17 protein-coding genes and 1 riboswitch are annotated in these 18,321 nt (G+C 60.4%); of the genes, 4 read left to right on the plus strand and 13 right to left on the minus strand.

Going from position 1 to position 18,321, the window contains the following annotated elements:
- Position 1: 1 nt before the first annotated feature.
- Complete coding sequence (locus tag DA915_RS22570) at positions 2–1,366, plus strand: sigma-54 dependent transcriptional regulator (protein ID WP_107677374.1); 1,365 nt, start codon at positions 2–4, stop codon at positions 1,364–1,366.
- 99 nt (positions 1,367–1,465) lie between these two features.
- Here DA915_RS22570 and DA915_RS22575 read toward each other — a convergent pair whose 3' ends face one another.
- Positions 1,466–1,957: a BA14K family protein gene (locus tag DA915_RS22575; RefSeq protein ID WP_003506390.1), complete on the minus strand. Its 492-nt coding sequence runs from the start codon at positions 1,955–1,957 to the stop codon at positions 1,466–1,468.
- 179 nt (positions 1,958–2,136) lie between these two features.
- Between DA915_RS22575 and DA915_RS22580 the strand changes: the two genes are divergently transcribed.
- Positions 2,137–2,847: a GntR family transcriptional regulator gene (locus DA915_RS22580; RefSeq protein WP_003506391.1), complete on the plus strand. Its 711-nt coding sequence runs from the start codon at positions 2,137–2,139 to the stop codon at positions 2,845–2,847.
- Positions 2,848–2,899: 52 nt separating this feature from the next.
- On the opposite strand, the gene DA915_RS22585 is transcribed toward DA915_RS22580, so the two are convergent.
- Positions 2,900–4,156: a D-amino acid dehydrogenase gene (locus tag DA915_RS22585; RefSeq protein WP_003506393.1), complete on the minus strand. Its 1,257-nt coding sequence runs from the start codon at positions 4,154–4,156 to the stop codon at positions 2,900–2,902.
- 7 nt (positions 4,157–4,163) lie between these two features.
- On the minus strand, positions 4,164–5,330 hold the full coding sequence (alr, locus tag DA915_RS22590; RefSeq protein ID WP_107677536.1) for an alanine racemase: 1,167 nt from the start codon (positions 5,328–5,330) through the stop codon (positions 4,164–4,166).
- 126 nt (positions 5,331–5,456) lie between these two features.
- Here alr and DA915_RS22595 point away from each other — a divergent pair, with 126 nt between their 5' ends.
- Positions 5,457–5,915, plus strand: a complete 459-nt coding sequence (locus tag DA915_RS22595; RefSeq protein ID WP_003500727.1) for an Lrp/AsnC family transcriptional regulator — start codon at positions 5,457–5,459, stop codon at positions 5,913–5,915.
- Between the two features lie 208 nt (positions 5,916–6,123).
- On the opposite strand, the gene thiD is transcribed toward DA915_RS22595, so the two are convergent.
- Genes thiD through DA915_RS22625 form a run of 5 tightly spaced genes read right to left on the minus strand, consistent with a single transcriptional unit; the run spans position 6,124 to position 10,036 of the window.
- Complete coding sequence (thiD, locus tag DA915_RS22605; RefSeq protein WP_107677375.1) at positions 6,124–6,921, minus strand: bifunctional hydroxymethylpyrimidine kinase/phosphomethylpyrimidine kinase; 798 nt, start codon at positions 6,919–6,921, stop codon at positions 6,124–6,126.
- Entirely contained in the window at positions 6,918–7,580 is a 663-nt protein-coding gene (gene thiE / locus DA915_RS22610) for a thiamine phosphate synthase (RefSeq protein WP_107677376.1), read from the minus strand. The genes thiD and thiE overlap by 4 nt, the downstream gene beginning before the upstream one ends.
- Positions 7,567–8,307, minus strand: coding sequence for a hydroxyethylthiazole kinase (locus tag DA915_RS22615; protein WP_107677377.1), 741 nt, complete (start codon positions 8,305–8,307; stop codon positions 7,567–7,569). Before DA915_RS22615 ends, thiE begins: the two co-directional genes overlap by 14 nt.
- Entirely contained in the window at positions 8,304–9,254 is a 951-nt protein-coding gene (locus tag DA915_RS22620; RefSeq protein WP_162724134.1) for an ABC transporter substrate-binding protein, read from the minus strand. Before DA915_RS22620 ends, DA915_RS22615 begins: the two co-directional genes overlap by 4 nt.
- The gene (locus tag DA915_RS22625; RefSeq protein WP_107677378.1) at positions 9,251–10,036 is read right to left on the minus strand and encodes an ABC transporter permease; all 786 of its coding nucleotides are present in this window, start codon (positions 10,034–10,036) and stop codon (positions 9,251–9,253) included. The genes DA915_RS22620 and DA915_RS22625 overlap by 4 nt, the downstream gene beginning before the upstream one ends.
- 126 nt (positions 10,037–10,162) lie before the next feature.
- A riboswitch (TPP riboswitch) is annotated at positions 10,163–10,265 on the minus strand.
- 196 nt (positions 10,266–10,461) lie between these two features.
- Here DA915_RS22625 and DA915_RS22630 point away from each other — a divergent pair.
- Positions 10,462–11,751, plus strand: coding sequence for a pilus assembly protein TadG-related protein (locus DA915_RS22630; protein WP_080864900.1), 1,290 nt, complete (start codon positions 10,462–10,464; stop codon positions 11,749–11,751).
- 22 nt (positions 11,752–11,773) lie between these two features.
- Here DA915_RS22630 and DA915_RS22635 read toward each other — a convergent pair whose 3' ends face one another.
- From DA915_RS22635 to DA915_RS22655, 5 genes are all read right to left on the minus strand, one after another.
- Entirely contained in the window at positions 11,774–13,768 is a 1,995-nt protein-coding gene (locus DA915_RS22635) for an alpha-glucosidase (RefSeq protein WP_107677379.1), read from the minus strand.
- 11 nt (positions 13,769–13,779) lie between these two features.
- Complete coding sequence (locus DA915_RS22640; protein ID WP_060726889.1) at positions 13,780–14,634, minus strand: carbohydrate ABC transporter permease; 855 nt, start codon at positions 14,632–14,634, stop codon at positions 13,780–13,782.
- A 4-nt stretch (positions 14,635–14,638) separates the two neighbouring features.
- Positions 14,639–15,550 (minus strand): carbohydrate ABC transporter permease, encoded by a 912-nt coding sequence (locus DA915_RS22645; protein WP_003506425.1) that lies wholly within the window; start codon positions 15,548–15,550, stop codon positions 14,639–14,641.
- 174 nt (positions 15,551–15,724) lie between these two features.
- Positions 15,725–16,975 carry an ABC transporter substrate-binding protein gene (locus DA915_RS22650; RefSeq protein WP_107677380.1) on the minus strand — a complete coding sequence of 417 codons (1,251 nt, stop codon included), beginning with the start codon at positions 16,973–16,975 and terminating at the stop codon, positions 15,725–15,727.
- A gap of 50 nt (positions 16,976–17,025) precedes the next feature.
- Complete coding sequence (locus DA915_RS22655; RefSeq protein WP_060724752.1) at positions 17,026–18,102, minus strand: ABC transporter ATP-binding protein; 1,077 nt, start codon at positions 18,100–18,102, stop codon at positions 17,026–17,028.
- Positions 18,103–18,321: the final 219 nt, after the last annotated feature.

Raw genomic sequence — 18,321 nt, forward strand, 5'->3', positions numbered from 1 at the left:
CATGACGGTGGACGGAACCATATTCCTGGTGGACGACGACTCCCAGCTGCGCAAGGCGATGATGCAGACGCTGGAACTCGATGGATTGCCGGTTACTTCGTTTTCTCGCGCAGAACAGGCGCTTGCGGCCTTGAACGAGGATTTTGACGGCGTCGTCATCACCGATGTGCGTATGCCGGGCATGACCGGGCTAGAGTTTTTCGACCATGTCCGCAAGATCGATGCCGATCTGCCTGTCATCCTCATCACAGGGCATGGCGATGTGCCGATGGCCGTCGATGCGCTTCACAACGGCGCTTATGATTTTATCGCCAAGCCATTTCCTGCCGAGCGCATGGTGGAAAGTGCCCGCCGGGCGCTGGAAAAGCGCCGGCTGGTGCTGGAAAATCGCGCCCTTCGCCGGGCGGCGGGGCAGGCGGAGGATGATCTGCCGCTGATCGGCCAGACGCCGGCCATGGAGCGCCTGCGCACCACGCTCCGGCACATTGCCGATACCGACGTGGATGTGCTGGTGGCAGGCGAGACGGGCAGCGGCAAGGAAGTGGTGGCAACGGCCCTTCACCGCTGGAGCAAGAAACGCTCAAAAGGCAATTTCGTGGCGCTCAATTGCGGGGCGCTGCCGGAAACGGTGATTGAAAGCGAGCTTTTCGGCCATGAGCCGGGAGCTTTTACCGGCGCGCAGAAAAAACGCGTCGGCCGCATCGAACATTCGAGCGGCGGCACCCTGTTTCTGGATGAGATCGAAAGCATGCCGCTTGCGGTGCAGGTGAAGATGCTGCGTGTGCTGGAAATGCGCGAGGTCTCGCCACTCGGGTCGAACGAGGAGCGGCCGGTCGATATTCGCGTGGTGGCGGCGGCCAAGGTCGATCTTGGCGATCCGTCCGAACGTGGCACGTTTCGCGAGGACCTCTATTACCGGCTGAATGTGGTGACGCTGTCCATTCCGCCGCTGCGCGAACGCAAGGCGGATATTCCGCTGCTGTTCTCCCATTTCGTCACCAAGGCCGCCAACCGTTTCAACATGCCGGTGCCGCAGATCAGCGCCGGTATTTCCCGTCGCCTCAATGACCACGATTGGCCGGGCAATGTGCGCGAACTCGGGCATTTCGCCGAAAGGGTGGTGCTGGGGTTGGAGACGGAACCGGCGGACGCGCCTGCATTGCAATCCGCGCTCCCCGCCTCCGGCACCTTGCCGGAGCGCATGGATGAGATCGAAGCGCGCATCATCCGCGAAACGCTGGAACAATCGAATGGCGACGTGGCGGAAACCATCGCCACGCTCGGCATAGCCCGCAAGACCTTTTACGACAAGCTGCAACGCCACGGCATCAACCGGGCGGATTATGTGAAGAGCGGCGCGGCGTGAGCCGGCGCAGGGTTCAGGTTGACGCCTGATGAAAAGCCGCGGACGTTTCCGTCCGCGGCCTGACAATAACGATCGTAATTGCGCCGAAGGTCGGCTTGATCAACCCGCTACGCAGAAATGGCGCTGGCCGTCATAATCCGTATAGGTCCCGGTGCGGGAATTGAAGCTCCGGTAACGCTGCGAGCAATAGTCGTACCAGGCGTTGGTCCAGGGTTCGATGGTGCGATAGGTGGCGCGCTGGCCGTAAACCGGGCGGCTGTCATAGACAGGTTGCGGGCGGTAGACCGGAGCGGGGCGATAAACAGGCTGCGGCTGGGGCCGATAATAGCGATAGTCCGGCTCTTCGTCGACGTAGCTCGGCTCATAGCGGCGGGGCGGGTCGATATAGACACGCTCATCATCCACCGGCGCCGGGCGGGACATTGCGGAGCCGACGGCTACACCGGCTGCAAGACCGAGTACGCCACCCAGAATGGCAGCATCGCGACGATCACGGCGGTCCCAGTCGCCAGCGGATGCGCTGCTCAAGGGAACAATGGTAGCGGCGGCGACAGCAATTGTCAGAACTGTTTTAGCTGCAAAGGACGACATGGTGTGTTCTTCCGTACAGGTGGCAGGGTGCTGCCAGTTGCAAATTCGATGGTTAAGGAAATACAGCCCGGCTGCTGAACGGGCGCTGAATGAATTGTGGCGGACCGGCGGCGGCCCGCAATTCCTGTTTGCGTGCGCCGCACTTCGCGCTAGAACAAAAGAACAAACAGGACACGCCCATGAGCCTTGCCCACATAACTGTCTCACCCGACACCTCCCATGAAGACCGCGCCCAGGCCATTCGCGATACGCTGCGTGACGCCATTGTCGACCGCCGGCTTGCGCCGGGAACCAAACTGTCGGAATCGGAAGTGGGTACGCTGTTCGATGTCAGCCGCACCGTGGTGCGCGCGGCACTTCAGATGCTGGCCTATGAGGGGCTGGTGAAGGCTGAGCGCAACCGCGGCGCCTTCGTTTCCAATCCCACACCGGATGAAGCGCGGCAGGTGTTCGCCTCGCGCCGGCTGATAGAACCCGGTGTCGTCGATGCCGCCATCGAGAAAATCACGCCGGCAGCAGCCAAGCGGTTGCGGGAGCATCTGGTACAGGAAAGCCGCCACCAGCATGAACGTGGCCCGAGCGCCAGACGCGCGGAAATCAAGGCATCGGGCGATTTCCACCTGATGCTGGCCTCGCTTGCCGGCAATGCCATTCTGGAAAAATTCATGGACGAACTGGTCGCCCGCTCGTCGCTGGTGATCGCGCTTTACGGCCGCTCGGGTGTCTCGAGCTGCGGCCACAATGATCATGCCGATCTCTTGGATGCGCTGGAGGTAAAGGATGCGGCAAAGGCTCGTGCGCTGATGTTGCAGCATCTTGACCACATCGAGGCCGACCTTGACCTGCGCATGATGGAAGGTCTGGCGCTGAAGGATGCGCTGGCGCTCTGATTGACTGCCCATCCCCGTCTAGAGGGGCGGGGATGCGCGGATTAATCGCGTGTCAGGCGGCGTAACGGCTGATCGCCAGATCGTGGGTGTCTATCTCGGGCTTGTTCCCGCTGATGAGATCGGCAAGCACCCGGGCGGAGCCGCAGGACATGGTCCAGCCGAGCGTGCCGTGGCCGGTATTGAGATAAAGATTGCTGTAGCGGGTGGCGCCGATGACAGGCGTACCGTCCGGCGTCATCGGGCGCAGGCCGCACCAGAATTTTGCCTGGGTCTGATCGCCAGCGCCGCCGAACAGGTCTTCCACCGAATGAGCCAGTGTTTCCTGCCGCGCTGCTGGCAAATCCTTGCTAAAGCCGGCGATTTCAGCCATGCCGCCGGCGCGGATGCGTGAGCCAAGCCGGGTGATAGCCACCTTGAAGGTCTCGTCCATGACCGTGGAGACGGGCGCGCGCTCCTCCTTTACGATCGGAACCGTGATGGAATACCCCTTCACCGGATAAACCGGCAGAGTAAGGCCAAGCTGCCGCAGGAATTGCGGAGAATAGCTGCCGAGTGCGGCGACGAAAATGTCAGCCTCCACCAGTCCCCGGGTGGTTTCCACCGCCTTGACACGTCCCGCTTCAACGATGGGGCGCATGATGCCGGTATCGTAGAGGAAGGTAACGCCGGCTTCTTCGGCCATGCGAGCAAGTTCAGTCGTGAACATGAAGCAATCGCCGGTTTCGTCGCCCGGCAGGCGCAGGCCGCCCACGATCTTCTCCTTCGCCGGCGCGAGGCCGGGTTCGATGGCGGCGCAGCCGTCGCGGTCGAGAATTTCGAAAGGCACGCCGCCCGCCGTCAGCACGTCGACATCCTTGCCGATGGCGTCGAACTGCTTCTGGGTGCGGAATACTTCGAGCGTGCCCTGCATGCGCTGGTCATATTCGATGCCGGTCTCTTCACGCAGGGCCATCAGGCAATCGCGGCTATATTCGGCGACGCGCACCATGCGGCTCTTGTTGATGGCATAACGTGCCGAGGTGCAGTTGCGCAGCATCTGGCTCATCCAGCGCCAGGCGGCCGGGTCGGCCGTCGGGCGGATGATCAGCGGCGCGTGTTTCATGAACAGCCATTTCATCGCCTTCATCGGAATGCCGGGTGCCGCCCATGGCGAGGAATAACCGGGGGAAACCTCGCCGGCGTTGGCGAAGCTGGTTTCCAGTGCTGCGGCCGGCTGGCGGTCGATCACCGTCACCTTGTGTCCGGCTTTGGCCAGATACCAGGCGGATGTCACGCCGACGACGCCGGCTCCGAGGATAGTGACGTTCATGATCGTCTCACTTGTGATTGACTGATGTTGAAGCAATGGCCGGGGTTTCACCCGGCTGAATGTAACTGCGGCGATAACGGCGTCCGAGGCCTGTCAGGATCTCATAGGCGATCGTGCCCGCATCGTTGGCGATGTCTTCCAGCGTCTGGTCTGGCCCGATCATCTGCACGAGACTGCCTTGCGTCAATGCGTCTTCGGGCAGGGCGGATATGTCGAGAATAATGCTGTCCATCGAAACGCGGCCCGCAATCGGCAGGCGCACGCCGTTATACCACGCCGCGCCGCGATTGCTGAGCGAACGCGGCAGGCCATCAGCGTAACCGGCCGCGATCGTCGCAAGCCGCGTCGGACCGGCCGCCTCGAAAGATCCGCCGTAACCGACCAGCGAACCGGCTGGAACAGTGCGGGTCTGGATGACGGCGAGGTCAAGACGAACGACGGGCTTCATCGGGTTGGGGCGGGCAACAGAGGGCGCGCCGCCATAAAGCGCGATGCCGGGGCGCAGGAGATGATTGTGGTAATCATTGCCCAGAAAGATGCCGCCGGAGTTGGAAAAACAGACCGGTACATCAGGGAAAGCAATGGCAGCTTTGCGCATCACCGAAAGCTGAGCGGCATTGGAGGCATGGTTCGGTTCGTCGGCGCAGGCGAGGTGGCTCATGACGAAGGCGATGTCGATACCATCAAGCAATTGCGGCTGTGAGGCGAGGACTTCAAGCTCTTCAGGGGAAAGGCCGAGACGGCACATGCCGGTATCGATCTGCACGGCGGCGGCAAGTCTTTTGCCAAGCTTCTTGGCGTGAGCCGACCATTGAGCGATCTGCTCCAGTGAGTTCAGAACCGGGGTAATGGCCATGGCGGCGCAGGAGGTCTCATTGCCAGGCTGAAGACCATTGAGGACGAAAATCCGCACTTCTGCCGAAAGTCGGAGCCTGAGCGCCAGCGCTTCATCGATATGGGCGACGAAGAAATTGCGGCAACCCGCCTCGAACAGGGTCTGAGAGACGATGTCCGCACCCAGGCCATAGGCATCGGCCTTGATGACGGCCGCCGTCTGCGATGCTGGCGCCATCGCCGCGAGGGTCAGATAATTGTCGCGCAATGCGCCGAGGTCGATGGTCAGATGACCGCTTGCACCACCGGCTGCCTGCTGGCGGCTGATCTGCATATCCATGTCGTTCACCCTCATTTTTATCTCATGAGGGTATTGCAACGATTATCGAATTTCTTGGCGATTGTTCGAAGGAAATGCGATAGAATTCGCAATCACGCAATTTTCTTTTGCTAATTGGAATCTTCTATGTCGTCACTCGATGCGACCGACCGCCATATCATCCGCCTGCTTCGGCTCAATGCCCGCATCAGTAATGCCAAGCTTGCCGCAGAGGTCGGACTTTCGGCATCCGCCTGCCTTCGCCGGGTCGATATTCTCGAGCGGGAAGGGATTATTCGCGGGTACACGGCGCTGACCAGCGGTCTTGCCGGCGGCGAGGTGATTTCGGTCATCGTGCAGATTACGCTGGATCGGCAAACGGAGGATTTTCTCAACCGTTTCGAAAACGCGGTGCGGCGATATCCGGAAATCCGCGAATGTTATCTGATGACGGGTGGCTCGGATTATTTTCTGCGCTGCGAGGCGGAAAGTGCGGGGGATTTCGAGCGCATTCACAAGGAAATTCTGTCGAAACTGCCGGGGGTTTCGCGCATTCATTCGAGTTTTGCGATCCGGAATGTGCTGGCGACGCCGAAGGCGAGGTAGCGTGGAGTGTAGGGCTTACCCCCCTCTGTCCTGCCGGACATCTCCCCCTCAAGGGGGGAGATCGGATGGAGCCACCGCTTGTTCCCTCGCAATCGTCTACTATCAATAAAGTGGCGTCACTGAATGTCGTGGGCCAGCCACTTGTCGATCTCCCCCCTTGAGGGGGAGATGTCCGGCAGGACAGAGGGGGGTAAGCCCCGCATTCTGACTAACTCCACCACCGATAAAAATGATGCACCGGCCCCCGCCCATTCCCAACGGCAAGCCCCCGCCCGGCATCGAGCGCCCCGTTCAGATACTCCTTCGCAAGCCCCACCGCCTCCCGTAACTCACAACCCTTGGCAAGATGAGCCGTAATCGCCGCCGCCAGCGTGCACCCCGTGCCGTGATCGTTCTTCGTCTCCACCCGGGGTGCGGAAAGCGCCTGCATGTTACCGTCCGCAAACAGATAATCCGTGCTCTGCGGCCCCTCACCATGGCCGCCCTTGATGAGCACCGCTTTCGCACCCGCCTTCAGGATTGCATCGGCCTGACGGGTAATCTCCTTCTCCGTGGTGGCGATCGGCGTGCCGGTCAGCAGCGCCGCTTCGGGCAGGTTCGGCGTGACGATGGTGGCGAGCGGCAGAAGCTCGCGCCGCAATGTCTCGATGGCATCTTCATGCAGCAAACGGTCGCCTGACGTCGCCACCATGACGGGATCCAGCACCACCGGCTGTGGTTGTTGCCGAAGCCGTTCGGCGATGGCGGCGATGGTTTCGATCCGCGATACCATGCCGATTTTCACCGCATTGACGGCAAGATCGGAGAATACCGCCTCCATCTGTGCGACGATGGTGGCGACGGAAATATCCTCCACCGCGGTCACGCCTCTGGTGTTCTGGGCGGTGATGGCGGTGATGACGCTGGCCGCATAGGCGCCAAGCGCTGAAAAGGTCTTGATATCAGCCTGGATGCCCGCGCCGCCGCCGCTGTCGGAGCCGGCAATGGTCAATGCAATTGATGTCATGGTTGTCTCGCTTTCAGCGTGGCGTCAATTGCGGAGCGGAAGTCCTTGGCCGCACTGGCAATATCGGCCGCACGAAAAATGGCGGAAATGACCGCGACACCATCCGCACCCGCCTTGATGACGGACGGTACACGCGCAAGATCGATGCCGGCGATGGCGCCCACCGGCATATCAGGTCGCCATTCCCTCAAAAGGGCGCGTAGCGTCGCAAAACCGTCGATGCCAACGGGCTTGTCCGGATTGACCTTGGAAACGGTTTCGAACACGCCGCCGATGCAGGCGTAGTCGACAGGCAGGGAAGCCGCCCGTTCGGCATCGGTGCGATTCTTGACGGTGAGGCCGATGATCGCCTTTTCACCGAGAATGCGCCTTGCGGTCTTTGCATCCATGTCGTCGACGCCGAGATGCACCCCGTCCGCGCCAGAAGCGAGCGCCACATCCACACGGTCGTTGATGACAAGCGGCACGCCGGTGCCGGCGATGGCCTCGTGAATGGCGCGGGCGTTTTCGATCATCTCCCGCGTCGAGCCGTGCTTGTCGCGATATTGCAGAATGGTCGCGCCGTTGAGTGCGGCGGCGAGAGCAAGCTCCGGCAGCGGTGCGACATCGCTAAGGCTTGCGTCGACCAGCGCGTTGAGGCGGTAATCAACCTTGTTCATGCTCGATCCTCGCGTGATTGATGATGTCCTCACCAGAAATTTCGGAAAGCGCATCCAGAAACGCCGGTTCAAATGTGCCGGGGCCTCCGGCGTGTCTGGCGGCAAGTTCGGCGGAAACGCCTGTGACGGCAAGGGCGGAGGCCGCTGCCGTCAGTGCGTCTTTTTCCACCGCCATGAAGGCGGCGATGACGCCGCCCGAGAGGCAACCAGTGCCAGTCACCTTCGCCATCCACGGATGGCCGTTGACGATCCTGACGCTGCGGGTCGTGTCGCTGAGGTGATCCACAGGCCCGGTCTCGATTCTGACCACATCAGGCACATCGCCGATCAGGCTCATTTCGGCGTGATTGCCGCGCACGATCGTCGGGGAAAGTGCGATGAGTTCGCGCGCGAACTCCAGTCGCGACGGTGAATAATCGCAATGCACGGGGTCGACGATCCACGGCTTGCCGGAGGCATTGGCGATCTCTATCGCAAGCCGGATGACCTTGCGCCGTTCGGCGTCCAGTGTGCCGAGATTGACGGTCAGTGCATCCGCCTTGGCCACGAAGCTCTCGATTTCCTCGAGCGAGGTGGTCATGGAAGGAATTCCGCCGATGACGGTGATGCCGTCTGCGGTGAATTTCTGCACCACGGTGTTCATCAGGCAATGCACGCGCGGGCGCGTCTGCCGCACGCGCTCCAGAATTTCGGCGGCCTTTGCCGCTGTCGGATAAGTCGTCGTCATGGCTGTTGCAGCTCCACGGCGATGTCGTCCGCCGCCGGCGCCTGCTTGATCAGCTGCATCTCCTGCATGAAGGCGCCGAAACGGGCATAGCGGGTGCGGTCGAGTGCGGCCGGGCGCTTGGCGAAACGCGGCAGCGTGTCGAAGAAGGCCTGCTTGTTCAGCGCGTCGTCAAGGTTCGGATAGGCCTTGATGAAAAGCTGCCAGGATTCCTGCGGGTGGTTGGTGATGAAGATCGCGGCCTGTTCCACGGCGGAGAGGAAACGCGGCAGGCGGCTGTCCTTTACGAGATCGCGATGGGTGACGAAGATCAGCTCGTCATAGGCCGGAACGCCATGTTCCTCGGGAAAGAAGGAGCGGCCCTCATGTCCCTCGAGCTTCATCTGCGTCAGCTCGAAATTGCGGAAACCGCCAAGCGTGGCATCCACCTTGCCAGCGATCAGCGACGGCGAGAGCGAAAAATTGACGTTGATGAGTTCGACATCATCCTTCGTCAGCCCGTCCTTTTCCAGCATGCGCTTCAGCATGGCATCTTCGAAGCCGGATACGGAAAAGCCGACCTTTTTGCCCTTCAGATCCTTCAGGCTCTTGATCGGTCCATCGGCGAGAACGGTGACGGTATTGAGGGGCGTTTCGACCAGCGTGCCGAAACGCACGAGTGGCAGGCCGGCGTCGTGGTCGAGATAGAGGTTCGGCTGGTAATGCACGCCAATATCGGCCTGTTTTGCCGAGACGAGACGCGGCACGGCGGAGGGGTCTGCGGGCGGAACCAGTTCCACCTCCAGCCCGGCATCGGCAAACAGGTCGCGTTCTTTTGCAATCACCATCGGCGCGTGATCCGGATTCACGAACCATTCGAGCAAAACGGTGAGCTTGTCGGCCGCCTGGGATTGCATGGGCGCAAGCACGCTTGCAGCCGCGACGACGAGGGAAAGAAGAGTTCGTTTCATGGTGCCGAAAGTCTCCGCAAATATCTGAAAGGAGTGGTGTGTTCTGTTTCTTTGGCCCAGGGGGCGAGATGGGCTGTCGAGAGATCGACGATAAGCCGCAGCAGCACCGCCATGACCGCGAGAATGGCCATGGCGGCGAACATGGTGTCGGTCTGCATCCGGGCATTGGACTGGATCATCACAAATCCGAGCCCTGCGGATGCGCCCACCCATTCGCCGATGACGGCGCCCAGCGGGGCTAGCGGCGCCGCCACTCTCAAGCCCGAGATCAGCGACGGGAGCGCCAGCGGCATACGCAGCCGGGTGAGGACCTGCCAGTGGCTCGCCTCAGTCAGCGAGGCGGCGTCGAGGATGGCGCGCTCCGTGCGGTTGAGGCCGTCAGTGAAGGAGGACGCGACCGGAAAGAAGATGATGATCGCCGTCATGACCACTTTCGAGGCCATGCCGAAACCGAACCAGAGGACGAGAATGGGGGCGAGCACGAACACCGGAAAGGCCTGCAACACCAGAACCATGGGCCAGACGAGGCGGCCGAGGCGCGGGATGGCGGCAATGGTGAAGGCGACGAGAATGCCGGCGGTGATTCCCGCCGCAAGCCCGAGCGCCATTTCGCTGAAGGTTACCAGAGCCTGTCCGAACAGGAAGCCGGGCTGGCGCAGAAAAGCGCCGGCAACATCGGCGGGCGATGGCAGGATATAGCGGGGTGGCGAAAACAGCCACGTTCCCGCCTGCCAGAAAACCAGCAGAAGACCGACACCGTTCAGCGCATGGGTGGCACGCATGGGCCGGACCTCAGACGCAAACGCACCGTGTGCGAAGGGCGGAACGTTTCAGCATCATCATTCGTCTCCAGATGTGACAATCACGGAGATCAGGGCAAAGCGGAGAAGAGAAAGGGCAGCGCCCCTCGGGCGCGACAGTTCCGTTCCTACGCCGGCATGACCCGGATCAGGTTCAAGGGTCCGGCTCAACGCCATCTCAGCACCGTCTGGTGCTCCCCTCGGAAGAGTTTGTTTTGTAAGTCAAGTTTCATAAATGTCAACGTCCCGCCGCCGATCCGTCGTCAGGCGCGATCGCGGGTACCCGTATCCATCTGCGTATTAGTTATTGAGGAAATTAGATTTATCGAAAATTAGTTATCTCTTGAAACTGCCTTTCAATATTGTACGACTAATTTGGCCCCCGGGAAAGATGATTGGGGGCGAATTTGAAGAACTTCTGGCAGGATAAATCGGGAAATTTCGGCATTCTCAGCGCCTTGTTGATGGTGCCGCTGATTGGCGCCGCCGGCGTGGCCCTTGATGTGACGCACGGCATGGCCGTCAAATCAGACCTGCAGATGGCGGCGGATGCTGCGGCGCTCGCGGTGGTTGCCGATACGTCGGCGAGCGTTCACAAGGCAAAGGAAATGTCGAGTGACGGCGTCATTACGCTTGGCGGCGATGAGGCTTCCGCATTCTTCGAAAGCAATGAGAGGGCCAATCCCGACTACAAGCTCCTGTCTCTCGACGTGTCGGTGATCAAGCGCGGTAACGCCATCGAATCGTCGGTGAGCTTCAAGGCATCGATCGGCACGACGCTTTCACGGGTCCTCGGAGAGGATCTCATCACCGTTTCGGGCAAGGCGACCGCCAAATACGAGACGGAAACATTCAGCGACTTCTATGTGCTTCTGGATAACACCCCCTCGATGGGCGTTGGTGCCACGCCGGCCGATGTCGCCACCATGGTTGCGAATACGAGCGACAAATGCGCTTTCGCCTGTCACATCGTGACAAACGGGGTGGTGGACAAGAACAGCTATTATTACAAGGCCAAAAGCCTCGGAGTGACGACGCGCATCAATGTGGTCGCAAAGGCCACGGCGAGCCTTATGGACACGGCGAAGTCCAACCGCAAAAGCAGCAATCAATATCGCATGGCGGTCTACACTTTCGGAGAGAAAGCCGAAGATACGAAGCTGCTCGAGGTCGTTCCCTTGACGTCGGACCTGGCGACCGCGAAGAAGAAAGCCGGTGAAGTCGACCTGATGTCGATCCCAAAGCAGGGATTTAACAACGACCAGCAGACGGATTTCGACCGGGCACTCACTCAGATCGGCGACAAGATCGGCAATTCTGGCACCGGGGCGAGTTCGGCCAGCCCCGAGAAGATTATCTTCTTCGTTTCAGACGGTGTCGGCGATAGCTACAAGCCATCCAGCTGCACCAAAAAGACGACCAGCGGCCGCTGTCAGGAGCCGATCGATATCAAATATTGCACGAAGCTGAAGGAAAAGGGCTTCCGGATCGCCGTGCTCTACACCACCTATCTGCCGCTGCCGACCAATGACTGGTACAATAGCTGGATCGCGCCCTTTCAGCCGGAAATCGGCGCACGCATGCAGCAATGTGCTTCTCCGGGACTGTTCTTCGAAGTCAGCCCGTCGCAGGGCATCAGCGACGCGATGACCGCCCTCTTTAAAAAGGCCATCACATCACCCCGCCTGACGGGGTGATGGAGAACGAACCCGCTATCGTTCAGCCGATGGTGCGAAGTTTTTCGAACAGCTGCCGCTGGCTGCTATCGGCACGGTAGAATATCGCCGGCTCACCGAGCGGCGCTTCGACGGTAATGTCTCGTCCGCCGCGATAATGCGCGCCGCTCCACAGATGCACCCATTCGCCGTCGCCCGGAAGATAGAGCGAACGTTGCGTTTCTCCGGCTTTCCAGACCGGTGCGACAAGCATGTCCGCCCCGTAGAGGTAGCAGTCCTGAATGGCGTAGGTCTGCCGGTCATCCTCGTAATGCAGGAAGAGGGGGCGTTGCACCGGCAGGCCCGACTCTGCAGCCTCGGCGGAGAGCGACTTCAGATAGGGGGCGAGCGCGACATAGATGGATGTCATACGGGCGAAATGGGCAAGAACCGCCTCATCTTGATCGATCTGCAGATTGTCGCGCGGGCGGTTGCCCTCATGGGTGCGCATGACCGGCGTGAAAGCCGCCATCTCCGTCCAGCGCATGATGAGTTCAGCAGTCCTGACATTGCCGAACAGGCTGGTGTAACCGCCGATGTCCGAGTGGTGATAGGCATTGCCCATAAGGCCGGAGGAAAGCGCGCCGCAGATGACGGTGACCAGGCCGTCGTGACGGGAGAAGTCGACAGACTGGTCGCCGCCCCAGATCAGCGGGCAATGGGCTTGCACGCCCGTGAAGCCGGCCCGCATGAAGAACAGCGCTTCGCCGGTCTTTCCCCGGCTCTCGACGGCTTTCGCATTGACCTCGGCCCAGAGTGTTGGCCAGGCATTGTGCATCAGCTTGGCATCGACACCATTGGAAAGCGTGATATCGATCGGCAGGTATTCGCCGAAATCGGCCATCCAGCCGGAAAGGCCGAAATCCAGCATATTCCTGCCGATGATCTCTTCGGCGAACCAGTCGGCCGCGGCCGGATTGGTGAAATCGACCACACCGCAATCGAACTCGCCGAAATCCACCAGCGCCGTTTTTCCCTCGGCGTCGGTGGCGAAATAACCAGACTTTTCGGCGACCGGGAAAAGCGGGCCGTCGACGCAGAGATAGGGGTTCACGTAACCCAGGAAGCGGATGCCCTGATCGGCAAGCTCGGCGATCTTCTGGCGCAGATGCGGATAGCGCGTATCATTCGCCTGCCAGTCCCAGAACAGGCGGGCGCCAAAGGATGTCTGGCGAAGACCCACCCAGTCCTCGCACCAGAGGCCAGACACCTTCGTTCCGGCCGCGCGGATTTTCTCCAGCCGGGCAAAGGAGTTGGCGCCGTCCTTTAATCCGATGATCGCGCCGTTATAGACCCATTCCGGCAATTCCGGCTGACGTCCGAACCGCAGCGAAAGCGCGGAAACGATATCGGTGAAACTGTCGCCGGCGAAAAACTCGATCCTTTCAGGGATGGCCCAGATTTCGATTTCGTGGAAATCGTCATTGCGGAAATCGAAGACCGAATAGGCGCTCGTTTCCACATGCAGCGCATATTTGCGCGACGAGAGCCAGGTCGGCTGCGGATAGTTGGTGTTGTAATAATCACCGCCCGCCTTGCCGCTGACGTCAGACTTGAAGGTGATTTCGGTTGTCTTGTCGCGGCCGACCCCCGGCTCGGAGGTCCAGAGCGGGAAACGACGGCCGCGCATGTCGAAATAGGACATCTGCTCGCCGCCGCCCCAGACATGCTCGTCCGTTTTCGCAACGATGCGCAGCCAGAGGCGGTTGACGGTTTCATCTAGAGCCGTCAGCCTGATAGCGTTGCCGTCGAGCGTCAGGCGAAGGCGCGGTGCCTGTCCCGGTGAGGATGAGAGCGTGACGCTGTCGCCGTTGACCTCCGCATGGCGCAGGGCGGTTCGCTCGATGACATAGTCTTCGATATCGAAATTGCCGCGATACATATCCATCCGCTCCTTGCCGAAACCGGCGAAGAAGGCCGGATTATCAGACGAATGGGAAAGGATGGTGCGGTTGCCGATCGCGAGTGTGAAGCCGTCTTTGGTCGTTTCGAAATGCATGACTTAACCTTTTAGCCCTTGAGACCACCGGCGGTGAGGCCCGAGACAACCCGTTCCTGGAAGATAACGATCAGGATCGCGACCGGCACGATGCCGACCACCAGCGCCGCCGAAATGACCGGCCAAGGGAAGGCGAACTCGCCCTGATACAGCTGGATGCCGACGGGAAGCGTGCGGAGCGCTGGGTTCGAGTTGAACGAGAGTGCCAGCAGGAACTCATCCCAGGCATTGACGAAGGCGAGGATGCCGGCGGTGAAAACGCCCGGCGCGCAGAGCGGCACGACGACCTTGAAGAGTGCGCCGATGCGGGTGCAGCCGTCGATCATGGCGGCGTTTTCGAGATCGCGCGGAATGCTTTCGAAGAAAGAGACGAGCATCAGCGTGCAGACCGGAAGAGAAAGGACCGTGTAAGGCAGAATCAGTGCCGTCCAGCTGTTGAGCAGGTTCAGCGCGCGCATGATTTCGAACAGCGGCACCAAGAGCGTCACCAGCGGGAAGGTGGAAACGGCGATGATGAGTGAGAGGATCAGCGCCCGGTATTTGAGGTTCAGCCGCGCCAGCGCATAAGCCGCCAGCACCGAAATCAGAATGGTGAGCGCCGTGGAGAGCAGGGCTACCATGAAACTGTTGAACAGGAAGAGGTGCAGCGGCTGGTCTGAGAAGGCCTGCATGTAGTTCGCAAGCGTCGGAGTATGCGGAAACCACGTGATCGGCTTGACCGTCAGTTCCGCTTCGGTCTTCAGCGAGGTGAAGAGGATCCAGATTGCCGGGAAGAGGCCGTTGACCAGCAGGATGGAGGCCGCGATGAAGCGCAGCGGCTTGCCGGAAAAGACGGAGGACAGACCGGAATTTGCAACGGTGCTCATGGGATCAGTCCTTCGTCCTAATGATGCGGAGATAAACGGCGGTAACGCACATGGAGAGCGCAAACATCATGACCGCCAGCGCCGAACCGTAACCGAGATCAAGGAAGGAAACGGTGTTCTGGTGGATATACATGGCAAGCGTTGTGGTGGACGTGCCGGGGCCGCCGCCAGTCATCATGTAAGGAATATCAAAGGTCTGCAGCGCTGTGATCGTACGGAAGATGAGGGCGACGACGATCGAGGGCTTGAGAAGCGGCAGGGTGATTTCGAAGAACTGGCGGACCTTGCCGGCGCCATCCACATCAGCCGCTTCATAGAGCGAGCGTGGAATGGTCTGAAGGCCGGCGAGGATCATCAGCGCCATGAACGACGAAGTTTTCCAGATGATCGTCAGGCAGATGGCCGCAAAGGCCCAGTTCGGCGAGTTGAACCAGATGATGCCTTCAAAGCCCAGCCGGTTCAGAACGTCATTGACCACGCCATATTCGTAATGGAAGAACCATGCGAAGATGAGGCCGGCAAAAGAGAGCGGCAGCGCCCAGGGAATGAGCAGCGACAGGCGCATCGGCCACTGCATGGAGAAGGGGAGGTTGGCGAGCAGCGCCAGCCCTAGGCCCATGAACAGCGCGCCAGGCACGGTGATCAGCGTTATCAGAACCGTATTCCAGGTCGTTTCCCAGAAGATCGGATCGTCAAACATCGCCGTGTAGTTTTCAAAGCCGATGAATTCCGCCGGCAGGCCTGATGTCAGCGACAGGCTGAAAAACGAGGTGTAGACGAGCCGCGCCACCGGATAAACGATGATAAGCGAAAGCAGGATCGCTGCCGGCGCCAGCAGAAGCACGGCCAGCGACCGGTCGCCGAGATCGAGCCACCGCGTCCAGCGCGGCTGCGGTTTCTCGTCCACCCGAACCATGGTTCTATCAGGCATTGTCACGTCTGCCACTCCCGCAACTGGATTCACGTCATCGTCTCCCGATCGGACCGGTTTATATCCGGCCCGTTTATCGCGCCGTTCAGGCGGCTTTATTCCTGTCAGTCGAAACGGCCGGAAAGGGCATGGTTTGCATGCCGCCTTCCGGCCCAAAGCTTAGCGCAGAACGCGCCGCAGACGGCTTTCCATCTGCTTTGCGCCGTCTTCCGGTGTCATCACGCCGGCAAGCACGCCATTGACCGTGGTGCGGATCGTCTCGCTGACCTCGTTGTAACGCGGTGTCACGGGGCGGGCCTTCGCGGTCTCAACGACTGGCAGGGCGTCCGCGAACCAGGGGATCGTCTTGGTCACGTCCGCATCCTTGTAGAGTGCGGCATAGGTGGGCAGAAGGGCGGCGTTGATGGCCATGAACTTCGACACATCCTGACCCGAGAGATACTCCACCAACTTCTTGGCTTCGTCCTGCTGCTTGGAATAGGCGGAAACGCCGAATTCCCAGCCGCCGAGGCAGGTCGTCTGCTCGCCGCCTTTGACGGCGGGCAGGCGGGCGACGCCGACCTTGTCGTTCACCTGCGATTCCTTGCCCTGGAAATGGGTCCAGGCGTAGGACCAGTTGACGGCGAAGAGAACCTTGCCGGCCTGGAATTCCTTGCGGGTATCGTCGGTTGCCACTTCCGAAATGTTCTTCTTGGAAATGCCTTCGTCGACGAAGCTCTTCCACAGCTTCAGCGAATCCACGGCGGCCTTGTTGTCGAAATTCAGCTTGCCGTTTTCAACCAGGGACTTGCCTTCGCTCCAGTAGGGCAGGAGGAAGGTACAGACCGCGCCTTCGATCGCCTTACCCTGGAAGGACAGGCCCTGAAGTTCGGGGTTCTTTTCGCCTTCCATCACCTTCTTGGAAGCTTCCTTCAGCTCGTCCCAGGTGGTCGGCGGCTTGATGCCGTATTTGTCGAGGAGGTCTTTGCGGTAATAAAGGAACATGGAATCGGCGAAGGCGGGCAGCGCCACGATCTTGCCATCCACCGTGTTGGCTTCCGCATAGGTCGGCAGGTAGGCGGACAGGTCCTTGCCGGCAAAATCGCTGGTCCAGCCGGCCGTGGCGAACTGTGCCGGGCGGATGACGTCGAGCATCAGCACGTCGAGGCTGGAATCCTTGGCCGACATGACGGTGTTGAGATATTGCGCCTGCATTTCCGAGGTGTTGCCGCCGGTCTCGATGACCACCTTCACACCCGGCGTCTTGGCCTCATATTGATCAAGCGCCTTGCGCCACACATCCGGCTGATGCTGGCTGGAAACGAAGATTTTCAGTTCGGCATCGGCAAAGGCCTGTCCCGAAAAGGCGAGCATGGTCGCGCAGAGCGCTGCACCCATAAGGGCTTTGCCCCGGATAGCTTTGAATCTCATGTGTTCCTCCCATTATTAAACCCTTGGCCGCAGCATTTTTCGCCGGGCGATCAGTGGATAGAGCGTTCCGTTGCCGCGTCGAAAAGATGGACCTTGGATGGATCGACGCCGATCCGCAGTTCCTCGTTCGGCGTCGGCCGAAGGTGCGGCGGCATGCGTGCGGTCAGCGCCGCATCGCCAAGGCTGAAATGGACGAGCGTGTCCGAGCCCAGCGGTTCCACAACCTGCACCTTGACCGCAAGCTGCGTGTCGAAGCCCTCGACGGGGCCGAAATGTTCCGGGCGAATACCGACGATGACTTCACGCCCGTCGAGGCCCGTTTCGCGCGATGGCCGGATCGCGGCCATCGGCAGGGAATTGCCATCGGAAAATGCCAGCCGGTCGCCGCTCACCTTTGCACGGGCGAAATTCATCGCCGGGGCGCCAACGAAACCGCCCACGAAGACGCTTTCCGGCCGGTTATAGACCTCGTCAGGTGTGCCGACCTGCTCGATATCGCCGCCGCGAAGGATGACGATGCGGTCCGCCAGCGTCATGGCCTCCACCTGGTCGTGGGTGACGTAAATGATGGTGGTGCCGAGCTGCTGGTGCAGACGCTTGATTTCCGTGCGCACCTGTCCGCGCAGCTTGGCATCCAGATTGGAAAGCGGCTCGTCGAACAGGAAGACCTGCGGACGGCGCACGATGGCGCGGCCCATGGCCACACGCTGGCGCTGGCCGCCCGAGAGCTGGCCGGGTCGCCGGTCGAGAAGGTGCTCGATGCCGAGCATCCTTGCCGCCTCGTCGATGCTGGCATTGGCCTGCGACGCGCTGACACCGCGCACCTTCAGGCTGAAACCCATGTTTTCGCGCACTGTCTTGTGCGGATAAAGCGCATAGTCCTGAAACACCATGGCGATGTCGCGCTCACGCGGCGGGAGCCGGTTGACGACACGGTCGCCGATCCTCACCTCGCCGTCGGTAATGCTTTCCAGCCCCGCGACCATGCGCAGCGTCGTGGATTTGCCGCAGCCGGAAGGGCCGACGAACACGACGAATTCGCCATCGTTGATTTCAAGGTCGATGCCCTTGACGATGCGAAGCGCACCGTAACTTTTGTCCAGCTTGCGCAGGCTGACCGAAGCCATATTTTCCTCCTCACGATCGGCGCGTCCAGAATTTGAATGGACGCAATAGCCGGTATCAACCTTCAAATTCCACGCATCGCATCTTCGAAAATCGATCCCGATTGTCTGGCGATATCGTGGGATGGCGAAACGCCTGTCTCCCTGAGGTCGTGATATTACCTTTCATGAAAAGGAAATCAATAGTGTATCAATTTTATTTCTAACAAAAATCAAAAACTA

Origin of the sequence: Agrobacterium sp. LAD9 (assembly GCF_003031125.1) — a bacterium.
Lineage (GTDB): Bacteria > Pseudomonadota > Alphaproteobacteria > Rhizobiales > Rhizobiaceae > Agrobacterium > Agrobacterium radiobacter.

Coding starts and splice junctions, on each gene's coding strand:
- DA915_RS22570 (WP_107677374.1), top strand. CDS start 2: ATGACGGTGGACGGAACCATATTCCTGGTGGACGACGACTCCCAGCTG.
- DA915_RS22575 (WP_003506390.1), bottom strand. CDS start 1,957: ATGTCGTCCTTTGCAGCTAAAACAGTTCTGACAATTGCTGTCGCCGCC.
- DA915_RS22580 (WP_003506391.1), top strand. CDS start 2,137: ATGAGCCTTGCCCACATAACTGTCTCACCCGACACCTCCCATGAAGAC.
- DA915_RS22585 (WP_003506393.1), bottom strand. CDS start 4,156: ATGAACGTCACTATCCTCGGAGCCGGCGTCGTCGGCGTGACATCCGCC.
- alr (WP_107677536.1), bottom strand. CDS start 5,330: ATGGATATGCAGATCAGCCGCCAGCAGGCAGCCGGTGGTGCAAGCGGT.
- DA915_RS22595 (WP_003500727.1), top strand. CDS start 5,457: ATGTCGTCACTCGATGCGACCGACCGCCATATCATCCGCCTGCTTCGG.
- thiD (WP_107677375.1), bottom strand. CDS start 6,921: ATGACATCAATTGCATTGACCATTGCCGGCTCCGACAGCGGCGGCGGC.
- thiE (WP_107677376.1), bottom strand. CDS start 7,580: ATGAACAAGGTTGATTACCGCCTCAACGCGCTGGTCGACGCAAGCCTT.
- DA915_RS22615 (WP_107677377.1), bottom strand. CDS start 8,307: ATGACGACGACTTATCCGACAGCGGCAAAGGCCGCCGAAATTCTGGAG.
- DA915_RS22620 (WP_162724134.1), bottom strand. CDS start 9,254: ATGAAACGAACTCTTCTTTCCCTCGTCGTCGCGGCTGCAAGCGTGCTT.
- DA915_RS22625 (WP_107677378.1), bottom strand. CDS start 10,036: ATGCGTGCCACCCATGCGCTGAACGGTGTCGGTCTTCTGCTGGTTTTC.
- DA915_RS22635 (WP_107677379.1), bottom strand. CDS start 13,768: ATGCATTTCGAAACGACCAAAGACGGCTTCACACTCGCGATCGGCAAC.
- DA915_RS22640 (WP_060726889.1), bottom strand. CDS start 14,634: ATGAGCACCGTTGCAAATTCCGGTCTGTCCTCCGTCTTTTCCGGCAAG.
- DA915_RS22645 (WP_003506425.1), bottom strand. CDS start 15,550: ATGGTTCGGGTGGACGAGAAACCGCAGCCGCGCTGGACGCGGTGGCTC.
- DA915_RS22650 (WP_107677380.1), bottom strand. CDS start 16,975: ATGAGATTCAAAGCTATCCGGGGCAAAGCCCTTATGGGTGCAGCGCTC.
- DA915_RS22655 (WP_060724752.1), bottom strand. CDS start 18,102: ATGGCTTCGGTCAGCCTGCGCAAGCTGGACAAAAGTTACGGTGCGCTT.